The following is a 21,470-nucleotide window of genomic DNA, read 5'->3' as shown; positions in this document are numbered from 1 at the left end:
TTAAACCGATGAGTATGAAAAATTGGATATGCGATCGCACTCTTGTTACAACCAGAATTATTGCACCCTTGATGGGACTAATCGCCATTGGATATACAAGTTTGGCGGATGCTGCCACACAGCAACAACTTCCCAGCATAAATAGTGCAAACATCGATACAAAAAGTAAAAAAAATTACCTGAATAATCCACCCGAAAATTCAACTATCGAGGCTTTAAATAAAAAAGTTCAAGTCAGCCTTGAAATTTATGTAAATGCCCCCAAAAAAATACCTCTTCAACAAGGTATGCCATACAAAGAGGCGCGCCAAATCCTGATTCAACAACGGTGGCAGCCAAGCTTACAGGGTCAACCCAACCTCAGAGATCGTTCGGTTAAAGAGCTATTTGATTTGGGATATAAAGAGATTAAGGATTGTTCGGGTACAGGAGAGGGGCCTTGTCGTTTTGAGTTTATCAATCAACAAGGAGAACTGCTAGTTATAGTCGCTACGACAAGAGGTTCTGAAAATACAAAACGTTTTGTGAGGAATTGGTGGCTTGAGAAAAAGACAGATAGCCCTCAACAAAAATCGTCATCAAACATAATTCAAGAAGGTCGTTATTGGTTGGGAGGTACGGCTCAGGGTTTAGAGGTCAAGGGACAACAATATCGATATTATGACGAGTCTAATATCGAGCGACCGTGGCAACCTCTCTCTGATCTACAATATATCAAAAAAGGCGTTGTGTTTGATGGGAGAAATTATTGGTGTTTATCTACTCTAGCACCGAAAACGGGAGGTTTTTCTTGTTCTAAAGATGGATGGAAACAAAAGATATCTCACCAGCTATATCGGGGAAATGGATAATTATTATTGGGTTTCATCGTGGTAATTAAATCACTTTCAATTAAGTCAAAATCGAAGTTTTTAGGGGTGTGTGCGTTAGCTATAGCCCTTGTACTCGGTGGTTCCAATCTAGACAGTGCTACAGCGCGCGATTATGAATCACGAACTCAAGCTGTGGATAGGTTTACGGATTGGTTTTTTTATAGAGTGAATCCTCAATTAGGAGGTCGCAAATTGCGTTCTGACGATTCTTCTGCCTACATCCGCGAATGGAATGCTATTCGTAATACAGTCGATCGAGAAATGATTACTACACAAGGAGATTGCGTCGGTGATGCTTTCTGGGACTTCGATTATCGTTCTCATGGGCGATCGCTAGATCGGATTGCAGATACAATTTGGGATATCCGCGATCCATCGGGTGACAAAACTCGTGCAGATGTTTCTAAACAAGAATGGCAGAAGCTTCGTAATTCAATAATTAGAGAGCATTTTTGCTATTAAGTTGCCATATTTGTCAATCCCATTTCAACAATAAATAACAACAGCGCTTTTAGTTACAAATATTGTTAAAATGTAAAATAGGCAACCTCGATCGTAGATCATTTAGTCAAAAAGCAACGAAAACATTCTCTAGCAAAACAAAAGGATAAAAAAATGGATCGAGTCACCGCAACAATAACCGTCACCAATCACATCGATGAAATTCTGGGAGAAAGAGGGTTCATCCCCGCAGAGCAAATACGCTCTATCACCATCGATAACGTCTTAGTCGATACAGGCGCAACTCGACTCTGCTTACCAGCAGATATTATCAGTCAGTTGGGTTTGCCAATGCTAGGTGAAATCGACGGACATACGGCAATAGGAACCAGAAAATTTCGTCTGTTCAAAGATGTCACTCTTGCCGTAGCTGGACGAGAAGGCAGGTATGATTGTGTAGAAATTCCCGCAGGAGAAGAACCTTTACTCGGCTTAATTCCCCTCGAAGATTTGGGTTTAGAACCGGACTTAAAAAATCAGCGGTTGATTGTTTTGCCGGCGGAGGGAATGCAAAGCTATATTCGCGTGTAAAATCTCGATGATTAACGTTAAATGCTTGATTTACCTACATTAGAGCTTACTTGTCTCTGATTCCTTGTTTAAAATCCCGATCGCAAAATTTGATAGTTTTTTGTTATTATGGGAAATAGTAGTTGACTCAAATAGGTGACTCAACGTAATGAACATATCCTTAACTCCCGAACTAGAGCAGTTTGTTCAGTCAACAGTCAACAACGGTAGATACTCATCAGCTTCTGAAGTGGTATGGGCTGCGTTACGATTGCTAGAACAACGAGAAATGGAACGCTTGGTGCGTTTAGAGGAACTCCGCAAGGAAATAATGATTGGAATTGAAGCTTCCGATCGCGGAGAGGTTTTTGATGGTGAAGAAGTGTTAAGAGAACTGCGTGAGGAGATTCAGCAAGCCGATGAGGGTGAAAAATGAGTCGATACACTTTGAGTGCCCCCGCCAAGCAAGATTTAAGGGAACTCACGAACTATCTGTTGCTGTTTAGCGCCAATGCAGCCAACCATTTTCTTAATGTTTTTCAGGAAAAATTTCGTTTATTAGCAGATTTTCCAGAAAGGGGGCGCAGTCGTGAGGAATTAGCACCGTCTCTACGCAGTTTCCCTGTAGATAAATATGTAATTTTTTACCGCGTTATTAAAAATGGTATCCAAATTGAAAGGGTGTTGAGTGGTTATAGAGACTTTGAGGATGTTTTTGTAGAAGACAGATAATATTATATTTTTGCACTAAAATGTCAGTCACTACTCATCAATTAATTCAGTGGAAACAACAAGGGCGGTCAATTGTTGCCCTGACAGCTTATGATTATGCGATCGCCCAACTCATCGATCAAGCCGGCGTAGATATCATCCTAGTCGGCGATTCCTTCGCCATGACAGTCTTAGGCTACGACACAACCCTGCCGCTAACCCTCGATGAAATGCTGCACCACGCTAAAGCAGTGCGCCGTGGAGTTAAACAAGGATTAATTGTGGTCGATTTGCCGTTTTTGACTTACCAAGAAAGTCCCCAGCAAGCCATGCACTCTGCCGGGAGAGTTTTGAAAGAAACCGGCGCTCAAGCTGTAAAATTAGAAGGTGGATATCCAGCAATGGCCGCCACAGTTTCGCAGCTAACATCCGCCGGAATTCCGGTGATGGGGCACGTCGGTTTAACTCCGCAGTCGGTACACCAACTCGGCTACAAAAAACAAGGAAAAACGGCCCAAGCAGCCGATCGCATCATAGCAGAGTCGATCGCGCTTCAAGAAGCCGGTGCCTTTGCGATCGTCTTAGAACACATTCCCGCAGACTTAGCCGCTCAAATTACCCAAAAACTAACTATTCCCACCATTGGTATCGGCGCCGGGCCGCACTGCGACGGCCAAGTTTTAGTTACTTCCGATTTGTTGGGACTTTCCGAAAAACAGCCGCCTTTTGCAAAAGCTTATGTCAATTTGCGAGAGACAATTACTCAAGCTGTAACAGATTATTCTCTAGAAGTTAGAGAACGAAAATTTCCTAATTCGTAAAGATTTTATAGTTGGGATCTTTCGGGTTTAGGAGATTGCGGGTTTTCCCCAATTATTGGGGAGCATCTCAATGAAAGCAGCCCTCCGCTAGAAATTGGAGTTAGGAGTCAGGAGTCAGGAGCCAGGAGAAAAGAGTCAGAAGGAAGAATAAAGAAGTATTTTTGCAAATATGAGATGCTCCCAATTATTGTCGGTGAAACCCGCCCGGCAACTTTTTGGAAAGCCTGCTCTATCTCAGCCATAACAAAGTTTGACAAACTTTGACATTCCTGCTAAAATCAGCTTAAATACATCACAACTTCAACTCAGCTATGAATGTATCGCTGACACCTGAATTAGAAAAATTTGTTCGGCAAAAGGTCAACACTGGCAGGTATTTATCGGCTAGTGAAGTAATTCGGGAAGCATTGCGACTGCTTGAAGAGCGAGATATGCAGCGTCAAATGCGGATCGAAAAACTTCGCCGAGAAGTGGCTGTTGGTATTGAGCAATCGAATAGAGGAGAAACTTTTGATGGCGAAGAAGTAGTTGCAGAACTTCTGGAAGAAATAGAATTAGAAGAGCGGGCAATCAATGAGTAGGTATTTTCTTAGCACTCAAGCTAAGTATGATTTGAGGGAGATTAAAAATTATATTGCTCGCGATAATATTGCAGCAGCGAGGCGTTTTGTTGAAACCTTTAGAAACCAATGCAATTTAATTGCAAAATCTCCTAGAATGGGACGGAGTTATGAAGAACTAGCACCGGGATTGCGCGGTTTTGCTATTGGAAACTATATCATCTTCTACCGTCCCCTTGAAAATGGGATTGCAGTTGAACGCCTGCTGAGTGGCTACCGCGATCTAGAAGCTCTATTATGTGAGAATGGCGATAACTAATTGACATATAAAATTAGTGGATCGCCTTCTCTCCCCAGAATCTATCGCATTTTTAAAATCGAACGATCCCTAATTTATCTAATCCCCAGACTGGCTCTTTTCCTCCTTTGCCTTCTCCTTCTCAACAGCTTCATCCTCAGATTGACCAACCCCTTCCTTAAAACTCCGCAGCGTTTTGCCCAAAGCATTTCCTAACTCAGGAATCTTCTTGGGGCCGAAAATTAGTATGGCAACCACCGCAATAATGCCCATTTCGGGCAATCCCAGACCAAACATACAAAATCTCCTCTAAAACTTGATCGATCGTAAGTCAATCTTAAGTCAATCTACTGATATTGTTAAAGTATCTACCTTTTTTCCTGCATCCTGCAACAGTAGAATCAAGTTTAATTAAGCTATCGCACGATAAATAAGAATGTTAGAAACATCCCAGCCTTCTCTACGCGAGCAACAGCACCATCTCATCCGCGATTTAGCAGACCGGATGGAAGCAGTATGGCACCGCTATCTCGACCTCGAACCCTACCACCTGCCCGCTGAGTTGGGATACGTAGAAGGCCGCTTGGAAGGAGAAAAACTGATCATTGAAAACCGCTGCTATCAAACGCCCCAGTTCCGCAAAATCCACCTCGAACTCGCTAAAGTCGGGCCCTTGCTTGACATTCTGCACTGCGTGATGTTTCCCAGACCGAATTATGCTTTGCCGATGTTCGGTACGGATATCGTAGCAGGCAAAGGCCAAGTTAGCGCCGCGATCGCAGACCTTTCTCCCCTCAATCGAGATCGAACTTTGTCGGAACCCTACCGAACCCAACTGGGAATTTTGCCGCTAAAGCAATTTTCTTCTCCCCGCCCAATTCCCGAATGGGGGGATATTTTCTCAGAATTTTGTCTGTTTGTGCGGCCAGAGTCGATCGAAGAAAACAGTCGGTTTTTGGATATTGTTGAATCCTACGTGGAAATTCACTGCAAACAGGCAGTCGCTTCCGAACCAGTCTCTGCCGCCGAAGCCTCGGAAATTCTAGACGCTCAAATTTACTACTGCACCCAGCAGCAGCAAAACGACAAAACCCGCCGCGTACTAGAAAAAGCTTTCGGTCAAGATTGGGCTGAACATTACATGACCGAGGTGCTTTTTGATATCCCTAAATAGCTGAAATTGGTTTACAATACTTCACAGTAGGTGAAAAAAACTTAATCAGGAAATCACCTACTTTATAAGTAATGGTAAAGGAATCACGGCTCAAGGATAAATCATTTTTAAAACCCCCAGGGCGAGGAATTATCGGTTTAGCGATCGGTGCAACTCTCATTACCACAGGAGTCGGTTTTTGGCAAGTATCTCAACTTAAAAAAGCCGAAGAGTTAAAGGCGGCGGCTGCAACGGCGGCTGCAACTTCCGTCGCCACCCGCAACAGCGTTACCGCTTTGGGTAGGTTGACTCCGCAGGGGGAAGTTATCAAATTGTCCGCCCCTTCTGCGTCGGAGGGAGCAAGAATTGAACAGTTGCAGGTGGAAGAGGGCGATCGAGTCAGTCAAGGACAAATCATAGCAGTTCTCGATACGCGCGATCGGCTCCAAGCAATCCTCCAACAAGCCGACAAAGAAGTCAAAGTCAAACAAGCAGAATTAGCGAAAATTCAAGCAGGCGCAAAAACAGGCGTTGTCGGCGCCGGGAAAGCCGAAGTTGCCAAGTTTCAAGTTCAACGTCAAAGAGAAACCGAAGGCGAAGCAGCGAATGTCGCCCGCTTAGAAGCTCAACTGCGAAGAGAAACCGAAGCTGAACAAGCTAACGTCGCCAAGTTTGAAGCACAACTGCAAAGAGAAACCGAAGCCGAACAAGCTAATCTTGCCAAATTTGAGGCACAACTAGACAGAGAAACAGAGGTGCAGCAATCCAAATTGGCTAGGTTAGAAGCTCAATTGCGCGGCGAAATTGCCTCTCAAAATGCTACAGTCGATCGGCTAAAAGCCGAATTGACAAACGCCGAAGCCGAGGAAAAACGCAATAAAGAGCTCTCCGAAACAGGCGCAATTTCAGCTTCCGCCTACGACACCAAACGCTTAGCAGCAGAGACGGCTCGCCAGAGAGTCAAAGAAGCTGAAGCCATATTAGAAAAAACCGTGCAAACTTTGCGTGAGGAAATAGTCGAAACTAAAGCAACAATCAAACAAACAGTAGAAACAGGCCAGCAGGAAATCAATCAATCGCGAGCCAATCTCAGACGCAAGTTAGAAACAGGCAGGCAGGAAATTAACCAAGCTAGAGCCACCTTAAATCAAAAGATAGAAACTGGTAGAGAACAAATTAATCAAGCCGAAGCAATACTCAAACAAAAAGCAGAAACCGGCCAAGAAGAAATCAATCAAGCCAAAGCAAATCTCGACCAAATTGCCGAAGTACGTCCCGAAGACGTGCAAGCAGCCCAAGCAGCCGTAGAAAGTGCGATCGCCACCAAACAAAAAGCTCAAGTAGACTTAAACTTAAGTTACGTCAAAGCACCGGTATCCGGCTACATCCTCAAAGTTCACAGCCGACAAGGAGAAGGTGTCAACACTCAAGACGGCATCGTAGAACTAGGCGGCACCGACCAAATGTACGCCGTAGCAGAAGTTTACGAAACCGACATCGCCAAAGTGCGAAACGGCCAGCGCGCAACAGTCACCAGCCCCGTATTTGCAGGCGCTTTGGAAGGAACAGTCGCTCGCATCGGCAAACAAATCGGCAAAAAAGATGTCCTTAATACAGACCCCGCCGCCGACACCGACGCGAGAGTTATCGAAGTAAGAATTCGCCTCGATCCGGCATCGAGCAAGAAAGTTGCAACCCTAACAAACTTGCAAGTAGAAGTTAAAATAGACATCTAACATGAGTAATTGGTAATTGGTAATTGGTAATATCATGTCCGATCGAGTGACCGCGATTAAAAGGGCGGGTTTTTGAGATTGTCAATTATTGGCAGGTATTGTTGGTGAACCCGCCCCTACCGTATTAGGGGTAATCGACCGGACATAATATAATTGGTAATTGGTAATTGGTAATTGGTCAGAGGAGTTATTCCCTCTTCCTCCTTCCTTATTCCTTCTTCCTTCTATCCTTTACATCCGTTACATCCGTTACATCCGTTACATCCGTTACATAATCCGTTGCCGAACTTCCTTCATTATATGGCAAAAATACCGCTAGCTTGGGCACAATTAACCCGCGAAAAAATGCGCTTAGCCGTCGCACTAGCCGGCATTGGCTTCGCCGACTTGCTAATGTTTATGCAGTTCGGGTTTAGAGACGCGCTATTTGAAAGCTCCATCACCTTTCACTCACAGTTAAAAGGGGATATTTTTATCACCAGCACCCAGTCTACGGCTTTAATAGCCATGAAAAGTTTTCCCCAGCGTCGCTTGTATCAAGCTTTGAGTTTTGACGGCGTTACAGCAATTAGTCCCGTATATTTAGGCTTTGGATTGTGGAAAAACCCCGACCCCAACCAGCGAAATACTCGGCAATTGATGGTCATAGGTTTTGACCCCGCTAATCCCATCTTTGATCTGCCTGAAATCCAAAATAATTTGGACAAAATCAAAATTTCCGATGTGGTTTTATTTGACCAAGCTTCCCGGCCGGAGTTTGGGCCGGTAGCAGAATATTTCAAACAGGGAAAAGTTGTTGAAACTGAAGTTGACAATCGCCGCGTTAGGGTAGATGGTTTATTCACTATAGGGGCCTCTTTCGGTGCCGACGGAAATCTTGTCACCAGCGATTTGAACTTTATGCGGATTTTTTCGACGCGGAGAACAAGAGGTTTAATCGATATAGGTATTGTTCACTTGCAGCCGGGAACAGATGTTAAGGCTGTTGTTGAGAAAATGAGGGCAACTTTGCCGAATGATGTGAGAATTTCTTCTAAAGAAGAGTTTGTAAATATTGAGAAAAAGTATTGGGAAGAAAGTACGGCGATCGGATTTGTTTTCACTCTCGGCGCGGCAATGGGATTTATCGTGGGGATAGTGATTGTTTACCAAATTCTTTATACTGATGTTACCGATCATTTACCAGAATACGCTACGCTGAAGGCGATGGGATATAAGGACATTTACTTTTTGGGTGTGGTGTTTCAAGAGGCTTTGATTTTGGCAATTCTTGGTTATTTGCCGGGGTTTGGGGTTTCTGTGGTGCTGTACAATTTAGGGAGAAGTGCGACAAGTTTGCCACTGTACATGACTTTGATGAAAGCTGGGACTGTTTTTGCAATGACAGTTGTCATGTGTTGTGTATCCGGGGCGATCGCAGTTAGGAAATTGCAGGCGGCCGATCCGGCAGATATTTTTTAAGGAAGGAAGGCACGACACGGATTTTGACACGGATACACGGATTGAAGAAGGAGGAATTAGGAAAAAAAAACCACTAATAACTAATAACTAATAACTAATAACTGATAACCATGAATACTTTACCAGTTGTCTCAATTCAAAATCTCAATCATTCTTTCGGGGAAGGTCAACTTCGCAAACAGACATTATTTGATATCAACCTCGAAATTTATCCGGGCGAAATCGTGCTGATGACAGGGCCTTCGGGGTCTGGGAAAACAACATTGTTAACCTTAATTGGAGCTTTGCGATCGATCCAAGAAGGTAGTCTGAAAATTCTCGACCAAGAATTGCGGGGAACGGCGAAAAATAAATTAGTTAAAATCCGTCGCGACATCGGCTATATTTTCCAAGCTCATAATTTGCTCAAATGCTTGACAGCTAGGCAAAATGTGCAAATGTCCCTTGACCTGCACAACCATCTTTCTAACCAAGAAACTAATGATAAAATAGAAGGGATTCTGGAAGCTGTGGGGTTGGGAGACAGAATAGATTATTACCCAAGCAGTCTTTCTGGCGGACAAAAACAAAGAGTTGCGATCGCCCGCGCATTAGTCAGCCAGCCGAAATTAGTATTAGCAGACGAACCCACAGCAGCCCTAGACAGTAAATCAGGTCGAGATGTGGTAGAAATTATGCGAGGTTTGGCCAAAGAACAGCACTGCACTATTTTGCTTGTCACCCATGACAACCGCATTTTAGACATAGCCGATCGCATTATTCACATGGAAGACGGCTACCTCGCACAAGACAGAACCACAACGGCTGCCACAGGCGTTCTTTCGGGAAAATAATATTAATTCACCTCAACTTATTTCCGAGAACCGGGACGCTTTCCTCCTACCTTGGTAGGACTTTTTGTTGTACCTTTGGCTGGAGTTTTAGAACTACTTTTGCCGCTTTTTTGGCCTTTCGTTCCTGTCAACTGGCTCTCAAGGTCATTTGCAGGTCTACCAGCAGGCGTTCTCGTAGTCCTAAAGGTAACATTTACCCCTTCATTCGACTGTTCCAGCACCAACATCGGCGTCGGCTTGGCTTTTTGATCCCACTCAATATGAACGATGCGACCTTGAATTGTCGGCTGCCAACTGTCGTGGTCGTCTGAAGGACTCAGATAAGTTTCCAAACAGTCAATAATTTGATTAATTGTCGCTGATGTTGCCTGAGTCGGCAGTTTCATCAGCTTAATTTGAATCCGAAACAGCACTCGTTTTTCTATTTTTACTGCGGGATCGCCAGTTTCGTATTCGATATCAAACATCGAATCTACTTGCCTGCCGCTGCCGGCATTCCCGTTTTTATCTCCCACGGCAGCCTGAGTCGGACGCAGGGCAATACTAATTTTCTCTTTGACTTTTACCTTAATCTGGTTCACAATGGCAAAGTGAAATACTTCTTCCGCCATCCGCATTCTCAGGTAGTCTAAATTAAAGTCTCGCGAGTGGATAAGGTCGGGATTCTTTTCCATCTTTGACATGGTTTCCAGAGCCATTTTGTATTTTTTCTGGAGTTCTCGATTTCTAAACTCTTCAAATTTGAGCTTTTTACTCAAATCGTCGAGTTTTAGCTTGGTAAACACCGCTAAACCGATAAGCAATAACAACAGTAATCCCGCCCCTCCTATTAAGAGTTGGTCTGAGGACGGATCTCCGGGTTTAGCCTTTTTAGGTTTGGGAGAGGCTACTGCCAACCTTGGTTCTACAAGGATTATTTGGGTTGACATGGGCTTTTAAAGGGTAAAATTTGACGCTATATTTATACAGGACTCCAGAGTAGAGCTGGTAGTGCAACTGGATCAACCAACATTGACATTATTCCACCATCATCTTGGTACAACTGGATTTCTGCAACTGGAGCACGCACCCTCTAATTAATACTTTATCTTTAACTGCAAGCAGGTTTCCGAAATATCGGAGAATCCCGCGCTGGTACTGGCCAATAGAAATGGTGAATTGTCTGTAATATATTATACCAATACAGCTAAAAAAATGTTTGTTCGGCGGTCTCCGTTTCTAGCAAAATAAAAAGAAATACACATAAATTAATAGTAACTCTGGGAGCGAGCAGCGGAAAACATCACGGAGAACAGCCGATCGCCCGGACGATCGAGGGGCGGACGTTGGGAGAGTGATAATTCCTACTGTGCCCTCACTCCCGCCTTGCAAGCCCACCGGGCGGCTGGCTGTGAGAGTCGAACCCTCTTTGCGATCGAACAACGTCTCCTTAGCTAAGATTACAGCTAATACCACCAATATTCGATCGTGACCTACGAACCCCTGCACCACAAATATCGCCCTCAGACATTTGCCGAATTAGTCGGTCAAGAGGCGATCGCCCAAACCCTCACCAGCGCCATCCTACAAGAGCGCATAGCACCAGCATATCTATTCACCGGCCCCAGAGGCACCGGTAAAACCTCTAGTGCCAGAATTTTCGCCAAATCTCTCAACTGTATTTCTACGGTTGCCCCCACCCCGACCCCCTGTGGCAAATGCAACGTTTGCCAAGAAATTGCCCGAGGTTCCACACTAGATGTCATCGAAATTGACGCCGCCAGCAACACCGGAGTAGATAACATTCGGGATTTGATCGAACGAGCTCAATTTTCCCCCGTACAGTGCCGCTATAAAGTATATGTAATCGACGAAGTTCATATGCTCAGTACCCAGGCATTTAATGCCTTATTGAAAACCCTAGAAGAACCGCCCGATCGCGTTGTATTCGTTCTCGCAACAACCGACCCACAAAGAGTATTACCAACTATTATTTCTCGCTGCCAAAAGTTCGACTTTCGCCGCATACCCCTCGAAGCAATGATTGCTCATTTGCACAAAATTGCCCAATTAGAAAATATCAATATTGCCAGTGATGCAGTACAAATGGTTGCTCAAATCGCCCAAGGAGGTCTGCGAGATGCCGAAAGTTTGCTAGACCAACTGAGCTTATTTCCCGGTCAAGTAACAGTTGAAAAAGTTTGGGATTTAGTCGGCGCGGTTCCCGAAAATGATTTAATGGATTTGCTGCAAGCTATTGACAAAGATAACGCTACAGCACTAATAGACATGACTCGCCACCTCATGGATCGCGGTCGGGAACCGCTAATCGTGCTGCAAAGTCTCGCGAGCTTTTACCGAGATTTGCTAATAGCCAAAGCTGCACCAAAGCGGTCAGATTTAGTAGCTTTAACATCGGCAACTTGGGAAAAATTGGCGGATTTTGCCCGCCATTGGGATGCGGAGTTGATTTTGGCAGGTCAGAAACATTTGCAAACCCACGAAGTGCAAATTAAAAACACCACTCAGCCGCGTTTATGGCTGGAAGTAACGCTGTTGGGATTGTTGCCCTCAGCAATTAGAACTCAGCAGCAACCAACAGCCGAACCAGCTAAAAATGTTGCTCAACCACCACAAAATCACCCCCCCCAACCAAGGGCGGGCACGGGGGCACCGCCCCTACAATCGGGGGGAAGTCAGACATCTAATATTGAACAATCTTCAGTTCCCAATTCGCAAAATCATCCACCTCAGTCGCAGCCTATGGCTAATCGGATAGAAAGCACACCTCCTGCTGCAATTCCCGCACCTGTACCAACTGCTGAAACTAATCAAACAAATTATTCCCCGACTAATTGGGCCGATGAAATCGATTTAAATCGAGTGTGGGAACAGGTACTTGACCGCGTGCGGCCGCATGGCACTCAATCGCTGCTTCGCCAACATGGACAGCTAGTAATTTTTAGCAATGATACTGCTCATGTTAAGATTAGTTCGCAGCCGTTGCTCAATATGGTTAAAGACAAAGTAGCTAATATTGAAGAAGCTTTTTTGCAAATTTTTAACCGTCGAGTAACAGTAAAGGTGGGCTTGACAAATCCCGCTGAAACTAAAAGTTCCCGCGCCAAGGATTTGCCTACTTCTAACGGACTTGGTGGCGAAAATCCCAGGAATTCTCATCCTGCAGATGATGCCGGCCAACAGGTGCAGAACTCGGCGGGTTCTGAGATTACAGAGGATTTTTTGGGGAAGGGTAGAGAAGAACAAAAACACCCGCCAGCGCCTGAAAATACCGCCGTTAATGTGCCGGCAATTTCCGAATCGCGATCGCCCACAAACGGTTCTACAGACTCTCAAAATGACTTTAACGCTCAGGCTATAGCGGTGCGTGATGATGCGCGAAATGTCGCGAATTCGACTAGGAAGTTGGCTGATATGTTTGACGGGGAAGTAGTCGATTTGTCGGATGACTTGGAGATTTGGGAGTCGGAAACTTTTAGATTGGAATCTGAACCCGATTTTTCCGAGTTATCTTCTGAGTTAAATGAGGATGATTTTATAGATTGGTAAATGAGAATTGGGAATTGGGAATTGGGAACTGGGAATTGGGAATTGGCTTGACATATAATATTAAGTCCAGTTGATATTACATCTTGCACTATTATTAGGAACGGGCTCTCCGGCCTGTTCCACAATGCTCCGCACTCAAAATCCCGTTTATGCCATAACCGCCTTGGCGGTTGCTATTATACAACCGTTTTCAGGGTTTCCGGCGAGTATGTCGCTCTCCGCTATTTTGAGTTTGGTAGGTATTATCCTGTGGATATCTGTTGGTGTCTGGGATTTTCTGGCTTTGGAACTTACAGAAACCTTGTTTTGGGCTAGGCTGGCAGCACCAGTTATCTTTATTGCTATACTAATACTTGTCCTCCTGTTGAGGTAGAGAAAAAATGAGAAAACTTTTGAGCGAATACGATTTTCCTTTTTTATTAGGTATCGATTTTGAATCAGAATGGAAGAGAGTTTTGACCGTAGTTGAAAAACATCCTTGGTTAACTGTTGATGGGTATTTTCAGACTGAACAACAATACAGCCGTTACAAAATTAGAATGGGGACAGATGCGAGTGAATTTAAGCTGTGGCAAATCGAAGATTGGAATAATAAATATTATCTTGACCAAATTTATCGCTCTCGATATTGGCTGAGTCAAATAGAGTCCATCAAATCATTTAATTATCGACATACAAGTTATGGGTTAAAACACGCTTGTGAAAATTGGTGGGCTAGAAAAAAAAGTAAATTTGGTATTAAAGACACTGGGTCTTATGTTGCTAACGGTTGCTTGATTGTAGCCGCTTTAATTTTAGAATGGAAATTCACTGATACTTACCAAGGACATCAATCCCTCAATGTGTATTTCCCGATTAGTGAAAAAAGTCTAAAACGATTGAAACCCGACGATCTAGATGAAACCGAAAATGACTAAAAATCAACTTCTCTCGCTCCCTAGCTTTGGCCGACTTTTCCTCCTTTCCACAAATAGATTTCATACTGGATTCTTTAGTCTCTCGTTGCGCTGACTTCGTTCAATAATGCTTTAGAGCGGGCTATAAGAACCCACCCCACAAGAAAATTTAATTTTTGTGGAACAGGCATCCTGCCTGTTCCACGAGAATAGTAAAATATCTGAACTTAAGCTGACTCTGGCTTGGGTAGGGAAGAGGGAAGTACCAACAACTCGGCGGTCGATCGCTTCTCGACCATTTCCTTAGTAATCGTACACCGGGCAACATCCTTGCGCGACGGCAACTCGTACATCACATCCAACATCAATTCTTCGACAATTCCCCGCAGCGCCCGTGCTCCAGTTTTGCGGCGGTATGCTTCCTGGGCGATCGCCCGAATCGCCTCTGGCTTAAAGTCCAACTGCACATTATCCATCTTCAGCAGCTTTTGATACTGCTTAACCAAAGCATTGCGCGGCTCAGTCAAAATCGCCATCAACGTTTCCTCATCCAGCGGCTCTAACACCGCCGCCACCGGCACCCGCCCAATAAACTCAGGAATCATCCCAAACTTCACCAAATCATCCGGTTCCAGTTGCTTGAGTACATCAGCAGCCCGCTTTTCCTTCGGCTGAGCTTCTCCCGGCTGAATAAAACCCATTGACTTTTTACCCGTTCTCTGCTCTATCACTTTCTCAAGACCGACAAAAGCACCGCCGCAGATAAACATGATATTGCTAGTGTCAATTTGGATGCAGTCTTGGTAGGGATGCTTACGGCCACCTTGGGGAGGTACATTGGCGATCGTCCCCTCAAGCATTTTCAGCAGCGCCTGCTGTACGCCTTCCCCAGACACATCCCGCGTAATCGAAGGATTTTCGCTCTTGCGGGCTATTTTGTCAATTTCATCAATATAAATAATTCCGCGCTGCGCCTCTTCCACGTCCATATCTGCCACTTGCAGCAGCCGCAGCAAAATATTTTCCACATCTTCCCCGACATAGCCCGCTTCCGTCAGCGTCGTCGCGTCAGCCACCGCAAAGGGCACGTCTAGCATATCTGCCAAAGTCTGAGCCAGCAGAGTTTTGCCGCAACCAGTCGGCCCGATTAACAAAATATTCGATTTTTGCAGTTCTACTTCTTCCGGCGGGTGCTTGCCGCTATTTTTGGCATGGATAAAGCTGAGGCGCTTGTAGTGGTTGTAAACTGCCACCGAGAGCACCTTTTTCGCCTCATCTTGCCCGATCGCATTTTCGTCGAGATAATTTTTAATTTCCCTCGGCTTGGGAATTTGGCTCAGCGACATACTTTTGCCCGAAGTAGCGCGGCGCTTTTGCGTCGTTTCCTGCTTCGGAGGCACCGCCGCTGCGGGTACTGCACTCGAATCAAACAACTCCTCATCTAAAATTTCATTGCACAAGTCAACGCATTCGTCGCAGATATACACCCCAGGGCCTGCGATCAACTTGCGTACTTGCTCTTGAGACTTGCCACAAAACGAACATTTTAGATGGGAGTCGTACTTAGACATAACAGCCTCTTAATTCAGTGCAGTGACATTCTCTCCCGCCGTCGGAAGGTTTTCCTTTTCGATAACTCGATCGACCAAACCGTAATTTTTGGCTTCCTCGGCTGACATAAAAAAGTCGCGCTCTGTATCCGCCTCTAATTTGTCGATCGGTTGACCTGTGTGGTGCGCTAGCAGTTGATTCAGCTTACGCTTATGATAAAGGATTTCTTTGGCTTGAATCTCAATATCAACTGCTTGACCTTGAGCGCCTCCAAGCGGCTGGTGAATCATAATCCGGGAACTCGGAAGAGACATCCGCTTACCGTGGGCTCCTGCTGTCAGTAGAAATGCGCCCATACTCGCTGCCAAACCGTAACAAATCGTCACCACATCCGGGCGGATTTGCTGCATTGTGTCATAAATTGCCATGCCGGCCGTCACCGAGCCGCCGGGGGAATTAATGTACATTTGGACATCTTTTTCTGGGTCTTCGGCATCTAGATACAATAGCTGAGCCACTATCGAGTCAGCAACTTCGTCGGTTACGGGAGTCCCTAAAAACACAATTCGCTCCCGCAGCAAGCGCGAGTAAATGTCAAAGGCTCGCTCGCCCATCCCCGACTGTTCTAGCACCATCGGCACTACATTGCTGGGGCTGGAACTGACATCAAAATCGTTATAGCTTGTAATTAGGTAATTGGAAGATTGAGATACAACCATAAGACACCAGTCAAGGATTCTAGACAATTTGCTGCTGCTGATGAAAGCTTTAAATTAAGCCGCCAGCTTTTAACTATTATGCCTCTTCTGAACAGATATCGGGGGAATGGGGAATGGGGAATGGGGAATGGGGCATTGGGCATTGGGTATAGTCGAGCAAAAATCTTGTGACTATTTAACCCAAATTCAACAGTAGCTCGACATTTAACGTAAAATTCGATCGCACTTCAGATACCTCCGATCGATCCCCGCCGTAGGGACACTCCAATACCCCCTTAGTGTCCACTTAAGATTTCAGCCCGCCAAGTCCACCAGTGGGCCCGCTAGTCCGCCAGGGAATGAATTCCACGGGGCTTATAGCTAAAGTCCTCCCTATGAGGACTAATGAATTATTCAGTCCTCATAGCGAGGACTTTAGCTTTGAGGCAGGGGTTTAAACCCCTGCCGGACTGCGGGTTTAACGTGTTTGTTGACACGAAGAAGGGCTGGCGTGCGGTGTCGCTACTACTTTGATTCTGCGCCCTAATCTTCGCCTACAACTTCAACTTCGACGCTTGTGGCTGCTTCTGAAGTTTCTGCATCATCTGCATCATCTGCATCTGCATCAGATTCTTCTGCGGCAGGAGTCAGTGAGCCTTCTGGTACGAGTTCGATTGTTCCTTTTTCTTCCAACCATTTCAGGGTTTTTTGTTTGAGCAAGTCTTCTGCTACAAATTCCTGCAACCTTTGGGGGTCAAAATCTCCTTTGGGAAACTGCTTTCTGATTTTTGCTACTTCTGCTGCTACTTCTGCTGGTTCAACAGATAAGGATTCCAGCTTGGCTACTTCTGCCAGAGCTAGAGTCTGCTTGAGCCTATCGATTGCTTCCGGGCGCGAGCGTTCCCGCATCGGGCCCATATTTTCTTCGGTAAACAGTTGGTTGATATCTATGCCGTAATTTTTCAATTGGAGGGCTTGTTGATTCAACAAATAATCGATTTCGCGATCGAGCATTGTTTCGGGAATTTCCACTTCTATTAGCTGCGCGAGGGCTGCTGATATAGCTTTTTCCTTATTAGCTGATGTCTTGTTTTCTTGGTCTGCTTTAAACCGAGTTTCGAGCGATTCGCGCAGTTCTGCTAAAGTTTCAAACTCGCTGACTTCTTGGGCGAAGTCGTCGTCCAACTCCGGCAATTCTTTTTCCTTAAGTTCTTTGAGAGTAATCGTAAAGACGGCAGGTTTCCCCGCTAATTCTTCACTGCTATACTCATCTGGGAACTGCACAGAAACTTCTCTAGTTTCTCCTGGATTCATCCCGATCATGCCTTGGATAAAGCCCGGTACAAACTGATTTTCCGATAATTCTACTTGAAAGTCTTCTGCTTGAGCGCCAGGAATTTCTGCGGGAGTTTCGCCTTCGGGTGCTTCCGCAAATCTACCGGAGAAATCAACCAAAGCCGTGTCTCCCAACTGAGCCGGCCGGCCTTCTACAGGGATTAAAGTAGCTTTGTCCGATCGATATTTGGCCAGTACCTCATCTACCTGAGCCTCATCATACTTAGCTTCTTCTGCTTGAAGCTGCAAACCTGTGTACTGACCCATTTTCACTTCGGGTTGTACATCAACCTTCGCCGAAAAAATCAGAGGCTGTTCTGGATCGAACTTCTCTAGTAATTCTTCAAACTCGGTGCGAAGTTCAAAACTGCCAATTGCGGCAATTTTTTCTTGTTCGAGGGCTTTTTGCAGGGAATCATTAATCAAATTTTCCAAAGCCGTCGCCTTCAAACGAGTCTGGCCTAGGCGCTGTAGCAAAACTTGACGGGGAACTTTGCCTTTGCGGAACCCAGGAATATTAACCTCGCGAGCAAATTGTTTAATTACTTGCTCGTAAGCTTGTTTTGACTTTTCTGACGGTACTTCGATTTCCAGACCAATTTGGCTAGCTGGAAGTTTTTCCTGGGTTACTTTCATCGGCTTTTTTGATATTTAACAATAGTGTATTGACACTCCCTGACCTAAAGGACAGGGATTCTTAATTCAGCGACTGACCTTAAAATGTTGCGTCCTTTCGGCAATCCTCAAACTTTTTAACCGTAGAAATCCTACCAATTAACGAGCCTGATTCGCAGTCATCCCTTCTTGGTCTATCTCCAAAAGCGTACTAGGATATTTACCTAGAGTTCGGGTATGCCCTACCCTACTTAACAAGACTAAATAGTTTGTTTCTCTGGTTAAAGGAACTGTGTTAAGCCCCTAGCTGTTTATAGAGTTTTCGCCGCTCTTTGTCCCCCGGTTTACGCGCCAAAGTGTGTCGTTAACTGTTTTTATGCACTAGGGCGCAGGAGTTTAACCTTGACTACTCTAGAATACTAGAAATTTCCTGACTTTTAGGAAGGGATTTAAGAAATTAAAGCCGTCCTAGAAGGACAGGGTTTTAGACCCAATTTCCTTGATAAAATACATACAAATCTGACTTTGCCTGCATTTTAATTTGGTACGCTTTGACTCGTAACGGCACAACTACAACACCTTTACCGGATGAGACTGTAAGTCATTGCCGGCTACTTTTTTGGCTCTTGCCAAATAGTTTTGGTTTGAGGATACTAGCTTTTGCTGCTAGGAATGTGGAGGTTAAGTCCACTAATTGCCGATGCACCATAGCACATATCGCCCTGTGATGTCAATCTTGCCGGTCTCTGCGGCCAGTCAAAGTCAATGGATGCGCCTGCGAAAATGCAGATATATCGCAAAACTTAACCGGATGCGGATTGGGCGTGGGCGAGCGACAAAAGATGCTAAACTGGCATTGGGTACGATCGCACGTCGCATTCAGGAAGTTCGATCTGCCTTTTCGCTTAACTGCACCATTGCTATCCTCTCATGCTCCTGATGTCGCATAACATTAATTAAGTTTGATATTGAGAATTGCAGTTATTTAAATTTTTGATTTCGATCGTTTAGACTTTAATTTGTGGAGGAAACTAATTTGTCTCAATCCTATCGAGTTGCCATTTTAGGGGCTACCGGCGCAGTCGGAGCCGAGTTGCTAGAACTCTTGCACAGCAGGAGTTTTCCGATTTCTAACTTGAAGCTGCTGGCTTCGGAACGTTCAGCAGGCACAACTTTGCCTTTTGGCGGCGAGATGCTGTCGGTCGAAGCAGTTTCGGCGCGATCGTTTGATAACGTAGATCTGGTGCTCGCCTCTGCCGGCGGCTCTACTTCTAAATTATGGGCTCCGCAAGCAGTGGCAGCCGGAGCAGTGGTAATTGACAATTCTAGCGCTTTCCGCATGGATGCGAACGTACCGCTAGTGGTTCCAGAAGTCAATCCCCAAGCGGCGGCAGCTCACCGAGGTATAATTGCTAATCCCAACTGCACGACTATTTTGATGGCAGTTGCCGTTTGGCCGCTTCACAAAGTTAGGCCGATACAGCGCATAGTTGTAGCGACTTACCAGTCAGCCAGCGGCGCGGGGGCGAGGGCAATGGAGGAAATGAAAGCTCAAGCAAGAGCAATTTTGCAGGGGGAAACGCCCCAAACAGATATATTTCCCTACCCCTTAGCATTTAATTTGTTTCCGCACAACACCCCGATTAATGATTTGGGGTATTGTGAAGAAGAGATGAAAATGGTAAACGAAACTCGGAAGATATTTGGTACGGACGAGATTAAAATTACGGCAACTTGTGTGCGGGTTCCCGTACTGCGGGCTCATTCGGAAGCGATTAATCTAGAGTTTGCAGAGCCTTTTAGCGCGATCGAGGCCAGGGAAATCTTAAAGCAGGCAAGCGGGGTTAAGCTGGTAGAAGACTGGCAAGCTAATTATTTCCCGATGCCGGTCGAGGCCAGCGGTAAGGATGACGTGTTAGTCGGCAGGATTCGCCAAGATATTTCTCACCCCTGCGGGTTGGAAATGTGGCTGTCGGGCGATCAAATTCGCAAAGGGGCGGCTTTAAATGCGGTGCAGATAGCTGAGTTGCTGGCCCAAAAAGATTTGTTGCGAACCCAAGTGGCGGCGGCTTCTACTTAGGGGGAACCCTGGCAATTGGGAAATTGAAATTGGGGATTTTAGATCAACCTTTCATCTGAAATCAAAAATTTAAAATCAAACATCAACAGTCTAAAATCGGAGAAAGTGTGGTAAAGTTTGGACGGGTTCTGACTGCAATGATTACGCCGTTTAAGGAAGACGGCAGCGTTAACTATGCGGTAGCAGAAAAATTGGCAGTTCATTTAGCCGATCGCGGTACAGATAGCCTGGTAGTGTGCGGCACTACTGGCGAGTCTCCCACTATGACATGGGATGAAGAGTACGAATTATTTCAGGTGGTACAAAAGGCGGTGGCCGGTAAGGCGTTGGTAATCGCAGGAGCCGGATCGAATTCTACTTCAGAAGCAGTCGCAGCTACCCAAAAAGCAGCTAGACTAGGGTTAGATGGTTGTTTGCAGGTGGTTCCTTATTACAACAAGCCGCCGCAAGAAGGTTTATATAATCATTTTCGGGCGATCGCGCAATCTGCTCCAGAATTGCCTATAATGTTATATAACATCCCCGGTCGCACTGGTCAGAATATGTTGCCGGAGACGGTGGCTAGATTGGCAGAAATCCCCAACATTGTGGCCGTAAAAGAAGCCAGTGGCAACTTGGATCAAGCAAGTCAAATTCGGTGCTTGACATCCCCTGAATTTGCCATCTATTCTGGAGATGATTCCCTAACTTTGCCAATGTTGGCGGTAGGAGGATCTGGTGTAGTTAGCGTAGCCAGCCATCTGGTAGGAGAGCAACTGCAACAGATGATCAAAGCTTTCGAGGCCGGTCAAGTTCAAGTCGCTACCCAGATTCACTTGCAACTTTTTGACCTGTTTAAAGCTCTTTTTCTCACCACAAATCCCATTCCCGTCAAGACAGCTCTCAAACTTCAAGGCTGGGATGTAGGCTCCACCCGTCCGCCCCTGTGCGATCCGCCCGTTGAGGTAACTCAAAAGTTAAAGGACGTACTGAGTCAGCTAGCAGCAGTATCAGCTAGCTAGACGAGCGGGAACGAGTTTTCAGACAACTGAATATTGGTTGTGATAAGTCATTAGTTGTTAGTCATTAGTCATTAGTAATTAACTGTTAGTAATTAGCTAACAGTCAAAAAGTAAAGACTGAGGATTAAAGACTGAAGGCAAAAGACAACTGACTGTAGGGGATAGTAAAACCCCGTAGGGGAGTTTTCCACAAATATCTTGGAAAAAATCGCCCCCATCAACGAACAACAGATAAAAACCTCCCAAAAAGCTTGTCTTGAACAGGCAGGATGCCTGTTCCACAGGGATT

General features: G+C 45.3%; 23 protein-coding genes. 17 read left to right on the top strand and 6 right to left on the bottom strand.

What is annotated here, in order from left to right:
• Positions 1–14: 14 nt before the first annotated feature.
• The 8 genes from QT990_RS00280 to QT990_RS00245 all read left to right on the top strand — a co-directional run bounded on the left by QT990_RS00280 (position 15) and on the right by QT990_RS00245 (position 4,294).
• Positions 15–851 (top strand): hypothetical protein, encoded by an 837-nt coding sequence (locus QT990_RS00280; RefSeq protein ID WP_333300158.1) that lies wholly within the window; start codon positions 15–17, stop codon positions 849–851.
• An 18-nt stretch (positions 852–869) separates the two neighbouring features.
• Positions 870–1,334: a hypothetical protein gene (locus QT990_RS00275; protein WP_333300156.1), complete on the top strand. Its 465-nt coding sequence runs from the start codon at positions 870–872 to the stop codon at positions 1,332–1,334.
• Between the two features lie 153 nt (positions 1,335–1,487).
• Positions 1,488–1,904, top strand: coding sequence for an aspartyl protease family protein (locus QT990_RS00270; RefSeq protein WP_333138453.1), 417 nt, complete (start codon positions 1,488–1,490; stop codon positions 1,902–1,904).
• A gap of 148 nt (positions 1,905–2,052) precedes the next feature.
• Positions 2,053–2,319, top strand: a complete 267-nt coding sequence (locus QT990_RS00265; protein ID WP_333054747.1) for a type II toxin-antitoxin system ParD family antitoxin — start codon at positions 2,053–2,055, stop codon at positions 2,317–2,319.
• A complete protein-coding gene (locus QT990_RS00260) occupies positions 2,316–2,615 on the top strand; it encodes a type II toxin-antitoxin system RelE/ParE family toxin (protein WP_333138455.1) in 300 nt (99 codons plus the stop codon). The genes QT990_RS00265 and QT990_RS00260 overlap by 4 nt, the downstream gene beginning before the upstream one ends.
• Before the next feature lie 20 nt (positions 2,616–2,635).
• On the top strand, positions 2,636–3,415 hold the full coding sequence (panB, locus tag QT990_RS00255) for a 3-methyl-2-oxobutanoate hydroxymethyltransferase (RefSeq protein ID WP_333464768.1): 780 nt from the start codon (positions 2,636–2,638) through the stop codon (positions 3,413–3,415).
• Between the two features lie 311 nt (positions 3,416–3,726).
• The gene (locus tag QT990_RS00250) at positions 3,727–3,996 is read left to right on the top strand and encodes a type II toxin-antitoxin system ParD family antitoxin (protein ID WP_333138460.1); all 270 of its coding nucleotides are present in this window, start codon (positions 3,727–3,729) and stop codon (positions 3,994–3,996) included.
• On the top strand, positions 3,989–4,294 hold the full coding sequence (locus tag QT990_RS00245) for a type II toxin-antitoxin system RelE/ParE family toxin (RefSeq protein ID WP_333464767.1): 306 nt from the start codon (positions 3,989–3,991) through the stop codon (positions 4,292–4,294). Before QT990_RS00250 ends, QT990_RS00245 begins: the two co-directional genes overlap by 8 nt.
• 78 nt (positions 4,295–4,372) lie before the next feature.
• Here QT990_RS00245 and tatA read toward each other — a convergent pair whose 3' ends face one another.
• Positions 4,373–4,570: a twin-arginine translocase TatA/TatE family subunit gene (gene tatA, locus QT990_RS00240; protein ID WP_333464766.1), complete on the bottom strand. Its 198-nt coding sequence runs from the start codon at positions 4,568–4,570 to the stop codon at positions 4,373–4,375.
• Positions 4,571–4,709: 139 nt separating this feature from the next.
• Here tatA and QT990_RS00235 point away from each other — a divergent pair, with 139 nt between their 5' ends.
• The 4 genes from QT990_RS00235 (at position 4,710) to QT990_RS00220 (ending at position 9,456) form a co-directional block, all read left to right on the top strand.
• Complete coding sequence (locus tag QT990_RS00235) at positions 4,710–5,447, top strand: phycocyanobilin:ferredoxin oxidoreductase (RefSeq protein ID WP_333464765.1); 738 nt, start codon at positions 4,710–4,712, stop codon at positions 5,445–5,447.
• A gap of 71 nt (positions 5,448–5,518) precedes the next feature.
• Positions 5,519–7,162, top strand: a complete 1,644-nt coding sequence (locus QT990_RS00230; RefSeq protein ID WP_333464764.1) for an HlyD family efflux transporter periplasmic adaptor subunit — start codon at positions 5,519–5,521, stop codon at positions 7,160–7,162.
• 300 nt (positions 7,163–7,462) lie between these two features.
• Positions 7,463–8,623 carry an ABC transporter permease DevC gene (devC, locus tag QT990_RS00225; RefSeq protein WP_333203037.1) on the top strand — a complete coding sequence of 387 codons (1,161 nt, stop codon included), beginning with the start codon at positions 7,463–7,465 and terminating at the stop codon, positions 8,621–8,623.
• A 110-nt stretch (positions 8,624–8,733) separates the two neighbouring features.
• Complete coding sequence (locus QT990_RS00220) at positions 8,734–9,456, top strand: DevA family ABC transporter ATP-binding protein (RefSeq protein ID WP_333411684.1); 723 nt, start codon at positions 8,734–8,736, stop codon at positions 9,454–9,456.
• A gap of 17 nt (positions 9,457–9,473) precedes the next feature.
• Here the strand turns inward: QT990_RS00220 and QT990_RS00215 are convergent, their stop codons facing one another.
• Together QT990_RS00215 and QT990_RS00210 are read right to left on the bottom strand one after the other, a co-directional pair.
• Complete coding sequence (locus tag QT990_RS00215) at positions 9,474–10,385, bottom strand: hypothetical protein (RefSeq protein WP_333464763.1); 912 nt, start codon at positions 10,383–10,385, stop codon at positions 9,474–9,476.
• 289 nt (positions 10,386–10,674) lie between these two features.
• Positions 10,675–10,947, bottom strand: coding sequence for a hypothetical protein (locus QT990_RS00210; RefSeq protein WP_333138483.1), 273 nt, complete (start codon positions 10,945–10,947; stop codon positions 10,675–10,677).
• On the opposite strand from QT990_RS00210, the gene QT990_RS00205 reads away from it, so the two are divergent.
• The 3 genes from QT990_RS00205 to QT990_RS00195 all read left to right on the top strand — a co-directional run bounded on the left by QT990_RS00205 (position 10,924) and on the right by QT990_RS00195 (position 13,922).
• Positions 10,924–13,005 carry a DNA polymerase III subunit gamma/tau gene (locus QT990_RS00205; protein ID WP_333464762.1) on the top strand — a complete coding sequence of 694 codons (2,082 nt, stop codon included), beginning with the start codon at positions 10,924–10,926 and terminating at the stop codon, positions 13,003–13,005. The two genes, QT990_RS00210 and QT990_RS00205, sit on opposite strands and share 24 nt — an antisense overlap.
• Before the next feature lie 124 nt (positions 13,006–13,129).
• The gene (locus tag QT990_RS00200; protein WP_333138487.1) at positions 13,130–13,378 is read left to right on the top strand and encodes a hypothetical protein; all 249 of its coding nucleotides are present in this window, start codon (positions 13,130–13,132) and stop codon (positions 13,376–13,378) included.
• Positions 13,379–13,397: 19 nt separating this feature from the next.
• Positions 13,398–13,922 carry a hypothetical protein gene (locus QT990_RS00195; protein ID WP_333138489.1) on the top strand — a complete coding sequence of 175 codons (525 nt, stop codon included), beginning with the start codon at positions 13,398–13,400 and terminating at the stop codon, positions 13,920–13,922.
• A 206-nt stretch (positions 13,923–14,128) separates the two neighbouring features.
• Here QT990_RS00195 and clpX read toward each other — a convergent pair whose 3' ends face one another.
• The 3 genes from clpX to tig form a co-directional block, all read right to left on the bottom strand.
• Entirely contained in the window at positions 14,129–15,472 is a 1,344-nt protein-coding gene (clpX, locus tag QT990_RS00190) for an ATP-dependent protease ATP-binding subunit ClpX (protein WP_333138491.1), read from the bottom strand.
• Between the two features lie 9 nt (positions 15,473–15,481).
• The gene (clpP, locus tag QT990_RS00185; RefSeq protein WP_333045253.1) at positions 15,482–16,171 is read right to left on the bottom strand and encodes an ATP-dependent Clp endopeptidase proteolytic subunit ClpP; all 690 of its coding nucleotides are present in this window, start codon (positions 16,169–16,171) and stop codon (positions 15,482–15,484) included.
• Positions 16,172–16,693: 522 nt separating this feature from the next.
• Positions 16,694–18,121, bottom strand: a complete 1,428-nt coding sequence (tig, locus tag QT990_RS00180; protein WP_333138494.1) for a trigger factor — start codon at positions 18,119–18,121, stop codon at positions 16,694–16,696.
• 1,015 nt (positions 18,122–19,136) lie between these two features.
• Between tig and QT990_RS00175 the strand changes: the two genes are divergently transcribed.
• Positions 19,137–20,180: an aspartate-semialdehyde dehydrogenase gene (locus QT990_RS00175; protein ID WP_333411689.1), complete on the top strand. Its 1,044-nt coding sequence runs from the start codon at positions 19,137–19,139 to the stop codon at positions 20,178–20,180.
• A 107-nt stretch (positions 20,181–20,287) separates the two neighbouring features.
• The gene (gene dapA / locus QT990_RS00170) at positions 20,288–21,181 is read left to right on the top strand and encodes a 4-hydroxy-tetrahydrodipicolinate synthase (protein WP_333464761.1); all 894 of its coding nucleotides are present in this window, start codon (positions 20,288–20,290) and stop codon (positions 21,179–21,181) included.
• The last annotated feature ends 289 nt before the right edge of the window (positions 21,182–21,470 follow it).

The organism is Microcoleus sp. T3_B1 (genome assembly GCF_036700445.1).
Lineage (GTDB): Bacteria > Cyanobacteriota > Cyanobacteriia > Cyanobacteriales > Microcoleaceae > Microcoleus.
The sequence above is the reverse complement of the archived record's forward strand: the minus strand, read 5'-3'. Positions and strand labels throughout refer to the sequence as shown.

What these genes read in the sequence shown, in the direction of transcription:
- QT990_RS00280 (WP_333300158.1), top strand. Translation starts at nt 15, where the DNA reads ATGAAAAATTGGATATGCGATCGCACTCTTGTTACAACCAGAATTATT.
- QT990_RS00270 (WP_333138453.1), top strand. Translation starts at nt 1,488, where the DNA reads ATGGATCGAGTCACCGCAACAATAACCGTCACCAATCACATCGATGAA.
- QT990_RS00265 (WP_333054747.1), top strand. Translation starts at nt 2,053, where the DNA reads ATGAACATATCCTTAACTCCCGAACTAGAGCAGTTTGTTCAGTCAACA.
- QT990_RS00260 (WP_333138455.1), top strand. Translation starts at nt 2,316, where the DNA reads ATGAGTCGATACACTTTGAGTGCCCCCGCCAAGCAAGATTTAAGGGAA.
- panB (WP_333464768.1), top strand. Translation starts at nt 2,636, where the DNA reads ATGTCAGTCACTACTCATCAATTAATTCAGTGGAAACAACAAGGGCGG.
- QT990_RS00250 (WP_333138460.1), top strand. Translation starts at nt 3,727, where the DNA reads ATGAATGTATCGCTGACACCTGAATTAGAAAAATTTGTTCGGCAAAAG.
- QT990_RS00245 (WP_333464767.1), top strand. Translation starts at nt 3,989, where the DNA reads ATGAGTAGGTATTTTCTTAGCACTCAAGCTAAGTATGATTTGAGGGAG.
- tatA (WP_333464766.1), bottom strand. Translation starts at nt 4,570, where the DNA reads ATGTTTGGTCTGGGATTGCCCGAAATGGGCATTATTGCGGTGGTTGCC.
- QT990_RS00235 (WP_333464765.1), top strand. Translation starts at nt 4,710, where the DNA reads ATGTTAGAAACATCCCAGCCTTCTCTACGCGAGCAACAGCACCATCTC.
- QT990_RS00230 (WP_333464764.1), top strand. Translation starts at nt 5,519, where the DNA reads ATGGTAAAGGAATCACGGCTCAAGGATAAATCATTTTTAAAACCCCCA.
- devC (WP_333203037.1), top strand. Translation starts at nt 7,463, where the DNA reads ATGGCAAAAATACCGCTAGCTTGGGCACAATTAACCCGCGAAAAAATG.
- QT990_RS00220 (WP_333411684.1), top strand. Translation starts at nt 8,734, where the DNA reads ATGAATACTTTACCAGTTGTCTCAATTCAAAATCTCAATCATTCTTTC.
- QT990_RS00215 (WP_333464763.1), bottom strand. Translation starts at nt 10,385, where the DNA reads ATGTCAACCCAAATAATCCTTGTAGAACCAAGGTTGGCAGTAGCCTCT.
- QT990_RS00200 (WP_333138487.1), top strand. Translation starts at nt 13,130, where the DNA reads ATGCTCCGCACTCAAAATCCCGTTTATGCCATAACCGCCTTGGCGGTT.
- clpX (WP_333138491.1), bottom strand. Translation starts at nt 15,472, where the DNA reads ATGTCTAAGTACGACTCCCATCTAAAATGTTCGTTTTGTGGCAAGTCT.
- clpP (WP_333045253.1), bottom strand. Translation starts at nt 16,171, where the DNA reads ATGGTTGTATCTCAATCTTCCAATTACCTAATTACAAGCTATAACGAT.
- tig (WP_333138494.1), bottom strand. Translation starts at nt 18,121, where the DNA reads ATGAAAGTAACCCAGGAAAAACTTCCAGCTAGCCAAATTGGTCTGGAA.